This window comes from Escherichia sp. AM3 (assembly GCF_032029835.1).
Taxonomy (GTDB): domain Bacteria; phylum Pseudomonadota; class Gammaproteobacteria; order Enterobacterales; family Enterobacteriaceae; genus Escherichia; species Escherichia coli.
Genome location: NZ_JAVUPQ010000506.1, coordinates 1 through 603 on the forward strand (window position 1 = coordinate 1; position 603 = coordinate 603).

General features: G+C 46.6%; 1 pseudogene. It reads right to left on the bottom strand.

What is annotated here, in order from left to right:
- Positions 1–603: pseudogene (locus tag RTW80_RS26905) on the bottom strand (conjugal transfer protein); the annotation flags it as partial.

Below are 603 nucleotides of genomic sequence, written 5' to 3' on the forward strand. Positions count from 1 at the left end.
CATCTGAAATCAGGCTGTTCTGGTAATCATCGAGCGGCTCACTGTTGAGAGTACAAAGCAGCCTCACCAGGTCCTTCATAAAAGCGATATTACGTTTTGTTGGCGGCAGTGCGGCGGGATTCCAGCCTGTCGGCTCTCCCTCCTTCACCCGGTAATAAGATCCCCCCATAGCCCGTATACCGACTTCACCTGCCCGGTCTTTATCGAAAAAAACCGTGGTCAGTTTTTTCAGTTTTCTGTTTGCAGGGAATGATTCCGGCGTACCGAACTGCTGGGCGGCAAATGCTTTTGTCATCAGTAATACGGTTTTACCCACGTTAGACGTACCGAGAATTTCGGTATGCCCCAGCGTCGGGTTCTTACCGAAGAAATTCTGATGTTCAGTCGTCATATGGTAATTCAGATGGTAGATATCATTACCAGACCCCCGAAGAGTAATCAGTTTTTCCCCCCAGGTATTTCCTTTTTCTTTTCCTGAAAAGAAATTATGAAAACTTTCCATTTCGGCAAAATTAAGACTACTGAGGGTACTCAGACGAGGGCGAAGCGTATAATTTCCTGGAAGCTGAGCAAAATAAGCTGCGCCAAGACTCAGTGTTGAAT